Genomic DNA, 5,354 nt, shown 5'->3' on the forward strand with positions numbered 1-5,354 from the left:
TCGTAACGCATAAAAATACCCCATAAGTTGTGTCCAACTTATGGGGGTCGGTTCAATTATCAGTGATAATCTGGCCTTTTTTTATCAAAATCGGTTAGATCCAGTCTCTAATATTTATCAGCTTCTGTAATGATAGCATCACCACCGCCTAAAGCTGGTGTAGTAGATAAAACTTTGCTGCGACGGAAATACTTAGAGTGACTGTCTATAATATCATTTACATTCTCTACTACATCGTCGATGACGTCATCGTAAATTCCATGATGTAGCTCAGTAGAAAAAGAAGTAAAAGGGTGCTTTCGAGCCGCAGCTCTGACGTCAGTGATTCCTGCCTTAGTATAGAAAATATTGACACTACCATCACTGTTTAGCACGCAGGTCAACTCCCCTTCCTCAACCGTCATCTCTATCAGCTCCGGCTTAAATATATAGTCATCTACATCGAGTAATTGTTTTTCTATGCCCTTCTTAAATAATGCTTTAACGTCCATTATAATTATGTCCTTATTATCTAATATTTTTTGATCTTGATGAACCAAAGACAGCTATACGCTGTGTTTGCTTATCGTATTAGAAGGACGGATGTTTGTTAAGGGGTAATGTGTAAAACTGCGTTTAATGTTGGTAAAACCCGATTTCACTGTTACTTAAACTTTATTGATTATAGCAAACGATGCATAAAAAATGAGCCACAGAATATGCGACTCATCTCCTCTAATATTCAGTAAAAGCCAACTCACACCTTAGATTAAATGTGCTTTCAATTCTAATACTTTGTCGCGCGTTTTCGCCGCATCCTCAAACTTCAAGTCACGCGACATCTGCTTCATCTGCTTCTCAAGGCGACTGATTTCTTTGGCCAGCAAATCAGGACTGCGTAAAATACTGATATCCACATCAGGCAGGTTACTCTTGATTGGAATTACCTGATTGTCATTAGCATTATTATCGTCACCGGTATCGATTTTATCCGTGATACTACGGCGCGCACCCTTCGGTGTAATATTATTTTCGATATTAAAGGCTATTTGCTTTTCACGGCGACGATCGGTCTCGTCTATCGCCTTTTGCATACTATTGGTGATGCGATCAGCATACAGAATGGCTTTACCATTTAAATGGCGCGCTGCTCGTCCAATAGTCTGAATAAGTGAACGCTCAGAACGCAAGAAACCTTCTTTATCAGCATCAAATATCGCTACCAGCGACACTTCAGGCATATCCAAACCTTCGCGCAGCAAGTTAATACCAACCAGCACATCATGCACGCCTGTACGTAACTCATGAATAATCTGCATACGCTCGACGGTATCAATATCTGAATGCAGATAGGCGACTTTGACATCGTACTCTTTTAAATAACTGGTCAAATCCTCTGACATGCGCTTGGTCAATGTAGTAATCAATACACGCTCATCTTTTTCACGGCGTTTGGTAATCTCTGATAACACGTCATCAACTTGCGTCAATACAGGACGTATCTCAATCTCAGGGTCAATTAAACCCGTTGGCCGTACGACCTGCTCAACGACTTGCTCGCTGTGCTCTAACTCATATAACGCTGGCGTGGCACTCACGTAGATAGTCTTGGGCTTGATGCGCTCCCATTCTTCAAATTTCATCGGACGATTATTCATCGCACTTGGTAAACGAAAGCCGTAGTTGACTAGGTTTTCTTTGCGTGATCTATCGCCCTTATACATCGCGCCAATTTGCGATACGGTCACGTGTGACTCATCAAGGAACAGTAATGCATCTTCTGGAATATAATCAAATAACGTCGGCGGCGCTTCCCCTGAAGGACGACCAGAGAGATGCTGCGAGTAGTTTTCGATGCCGTTACAGTAGCCGAGCTGCTGTATCATCTCAAGATCATATTGAGTACGTTCTTTGAGACGCTGCGCTTCAATCAGCTTGTTGTTTTCGCGGAAGTACTCCAATCGTGGCTCTAGCTCTTCGCGTATGGTATGACTGGCAGCTTCTAGCTTGTTACGCGGGGTTACATAGTGCGATTTTGGATAAATGGTAATACGCGGCACACTACGTACCGTCTTGCCCGTTAATGGATCAAACCAAGTAATCTTCTCTACTTCATCATCAAATAAATGCACACGAACTGCCAGTTGTTCAGACTCAGCAGGATAGATATCTAGCAACTCTCCGCGCAAGCGATACGTGCCACGTTCAAAATCCAATTCATTACGCATATATTGCATTTCAACCAGACGTTTAATCGTCGCCGTACGGTCTATTTTATCACCCACAACGACATGCAATAGCATTTTTAGATAACTTTCAGGATCACCCAAGCCATATATGCAAGATACTGACGCAACGATAATCGCATCACGACGCTCTAATAGAGCACGCGTGGCTGACAGACGCATCTGATCAATATGATCATTAATGGCACTGTCTTTTTCGATAAAGGTGTCACTTGCCGCAACATAAGCCTCAGGCTGATAGTAGTCATAATAACTGACGAAATATTCAACCGCATTATTAGGAAAAAACGATTTAAACTCGCCATATAACTGAGCCGCAAGTGTCTTGTTATGCGCCATGATAATGGTTGGACGCTGCGTCTCAGAGATAACCTTCGCCATGGTATAAGTTTTACCAGAACCGGTCACACCCAATAGCAACTGCTCATCCATATCGGAGTTGATACCATTGACCAGCTTTTTAATCGCTTGCGGCTGGTCACCTGCTGGCTCAAAATCAGTGACCATCTCAAAGGCACGACTTGATATTTGCGTCCCTGACGCATTGACACCACTAATTTCAGCTTCGCCTTGAAGCTGAGTGGCCAATTGATTTAACTGACGCGATGAGCGCGGTTCAGGCATTCGCATAATAGATTTCTTATTCTAGATGTTTATAACAATATGGGGTCTGAGGGTTGGTTTTTAAAGGACAAGCATGAGACTTGTCCTTTAGCTAAAATACTGTTAATTCGTATTAATTTAAAACTTAAGAATCAAATGATTTGCGATAAAAAAATCAACCACCACAAGGTTTAAGGTACGCTTTATAAGTTAACCCAGCATCTGTTTAATAGTTTTGCGGATAAAGGTAGCAATTAAGACGGTTAAGAAATATGATAATATTTTATGACAACTAAGGCTTTATAGCTCTATGCAACTTATTCTGTTTATTGGTATCCAAGGTGCTGGAAAATCCACCTTTTATCAGCGCCAGTTTTTTCACAGCCATTTGCGCTTAAACAAAGATATGCTCAATACCAATCACAGATTGCAGCGACTCTTTGAAGCTTGTCTTGCCACTAAAACTCAAGTAGTCATTGATAAGACCAACGCAACATCGGCAGAGCGTGCCGACTATATCCGCGCGGCAAAAGCAGCAAACTTTACCGTTATCGCCTATTACTTTGACTGTCCATTTAAAGACGCCTTAGTACGTAATAACAATCGTACAGGCAAAGCAAAAGTTCCTGAGGTTGGCGTCAAAGGTACGGCTAAGAAGATGCAACGCCCCTACTTTGAAGAAGGTTTTAATAAAATATTTACGGTAACTGTCGGCCATGATAGTTTTCGTATCACAGAAAATTTGGAAAACCCAGTTTACTAAGCCGTTTATTTACCGAGCACACTATTCATCAATTACTATTGAGAGATTTATGCGTTTTGAAGAGTTAGATACTCGCCTACGAGTGTACGAGACTGCTCATGACCTTTGTGTTATGCCAGAGATGTTTGTTGTTGTACGTTTAGATGGACGCGGCTTTACCAAAAAAACAAAAGAGACTTGGCAACTTGATGCTCCTTTTGACACTCGTTTTCATGAGTTAATGGTAGCCACTACAAAGCACCTAATGAGCTGCGGCTTCAATATCATTTATGGCTATACCCAGAGTGACGAGATATCATTATTACTTCATCCTACAGAAGACACATTTAAACGCAAAATTCGTAAAATTAATTCAGTACTGGCAGGTGAAGCCAGTGGCTTCTTCAGTGTTACTCATGGACAATTAGCAAGTTTTGACGCTAGAGTCTCACAACTACCCAATACATCATTAGTGCAACAGTACTTTCGATGGCGGCAAGAAGATGCTCATCGCAATAGTCTAAATGCTCACTGTTACTGGTTATTGCGTAAGCAAGGTATAGACGCCAATTCGGCGACAAAGCAAATGGCAGGTAAGGCGTTAAAAGACAAGCACGAACTCCTTTATCAGCACGGTATTAACTATAACGAACTCCCCAACTGGCAAAAACGTGGGACAGGTATATATTTTACAGAAGTCAATAAGACTGGCTTTAACCCTAAGAGCAACAGCTCAACCATTACGCAACGCCGTGTATTAATAGCAAATACAGATTTACCGCTTGGCGAAGAATATGATGCCTTTATCACAAAATTATTACCAACTGATTTGACGATACAATCTGTATAAATTAAGCACTTATTTTTACAAAGCTTTTCATGCTTAACAAACCTTTTACACGACCACTCAACAAAGCCTAACGCTTGAGGGTTCTAATAACCATTTAAGCTGCTATTATTTATAACGAATCAACAAGCACTGTCAGTTATAAATATCAGTGCTAACGCAGTACCATTATAGATAAACCAATAAGAAAAAGTGACACATCAAATTAAATTAAAATATAACGGAGTAAGTCATGAGAGAACGTTACGCAAGTGGAATATCAGACGAAACTGCCAGTGAAATGGTAAAACTACTAAATGCAAATTTGGCTAACGTTATTGATTTAACATTAGATGGCAAACAATGTCATTGGAACCTACAAGGCAAAGGTTTCATCGGCGTGCATCAATTGCTAGATGAAACATCAGAGCGTATCCTTGAAGTGTCAGATACTATCGCTGAACGCATCGTAATCCTAGGTGGTCAGCCAAACGGTTTGGCAAGCCGTGTCGTGAAAGAGTCAATCCTAGACGATTACCCAACCGATATTACCGAAGTTAATCAACATGTGCGTGAGTTAACTAGCCGCTATAAAAAAGTGGCCGAAACGCTACGAAAAGCCATTGCTACCGCTGGTGATGCAGGTGATGAAGACACCGCTGATCTATTTACAGAAGCCAGTCGCATTATCGATAAAGATGCATGGTTCATCGGTGCGAATGCTCCTAGTAAGTAACTTCAGTGAGTAGCTCTAATAAGCAACGAGCAGACAACTTACTGAACGTTTGAAACGTAAATTTAAAATATAAAAAGGTCGCCAAACGTGGCGACCTTTTTTATGCTTGTAGTTTTTGTGATTAACAATATTTTAGACAGATAAAACTATTTATTAAAAAAATCTAAGCTAGGGGCTGTATAGAATTGAGAAAACATTGAAAAAAATAAGCAACGCCTTACT

5 protein-coding genes are annotated in these 5,354 nt (G+C 40.8%); 3 read left to right on the forward strand and 2 right to left on the reverse strand.

Annotated elements, in window-relative coordinates; genetic code table 11:
- Positions 1-107: 107 nt before the first annotated feature.
- Positions 108-491: a hypothetical protein gene (locus EI164_RS14375; RefSeq protein ID WP_225739323.1), complete on the reverse strand. Its 384-nt coding sequence runs from the start codon at positions 489-491 to the stop codon at positions 108-110.
- A gap of 252 nt (positions 492-743) precedes the next feature.
- Positions 744-2,855: an excinuclease ABC subunit UvrB gene (gene uvrB, locus EI164_RS14380; protein WP_192520611.1), complete on the reverse strand. Its 2,112-nt coding sequence runs from the start codon at positions 2,853-2,855 to the stop codon at positions 744-746.
- Between the two features lie 283 nt (positions 2,856-3,138).
- Between uvrB and EI164_RS14385 the strand changes: the two genes are divergently transcribed.
- The 3 genes from EI164_RS14385 to dps all read left to right on the forward strand — a co-directional run bounded on the left by EI164_RS14385 (position 3,139) and on the right by dps (position 5,132).
- Positions 3,139-3,591, forward strand: a complete 453-nt coding sequence (locus EI164_RS14385; protein WP_192520612.1) for an ATP-binding protein — start codon at positions 3,139-3,141, stop codon at positions 3,589-3,591.
- A 49-nt stretch (positions 3,592-3,640) separates the two neighbouring features.
- The gene (locus tag EI164_RS14390) at positions 3,641-4,420 is read left to right on the forward strand and encodes a tRNA(His) guanylyltransferase Thg1 family protein (protein ID WP_192520613.1); all 780 of its coding nucleotides are present in this window, start codon (positions 3,641-3,643) and stop codon (positions 4,418-4,420) included.
- Positions 4,421-4,649: 229 nt separating this feature from the next.
- Positions 4,650-5,132 carry a DNA starvation/stationary phase protection protein Dps gene (gene dps, locus EI164_RS14395; protein ID WP_192520614.1) on the forward strand — a complete coding sequence of 161 codons (483 nt, stop codon included), beginning with the start codon at positions 4,650-4,652 and terminating at the stop codon, positions 5,130-5,132.
- The last annotated feature ends 222 nt before the right edge of the window (positions 5,133-5,354 follow it).

It is taken from the genome of Psychrobacter sp. FME13 (assembly GCF_014861395.1).
Taxonomy (GTDB): Bacteria; Pseudomonadota; Gammaproteobacteria; order Pseudomonadales; family Moraxellaceae; genus Psychrobacter.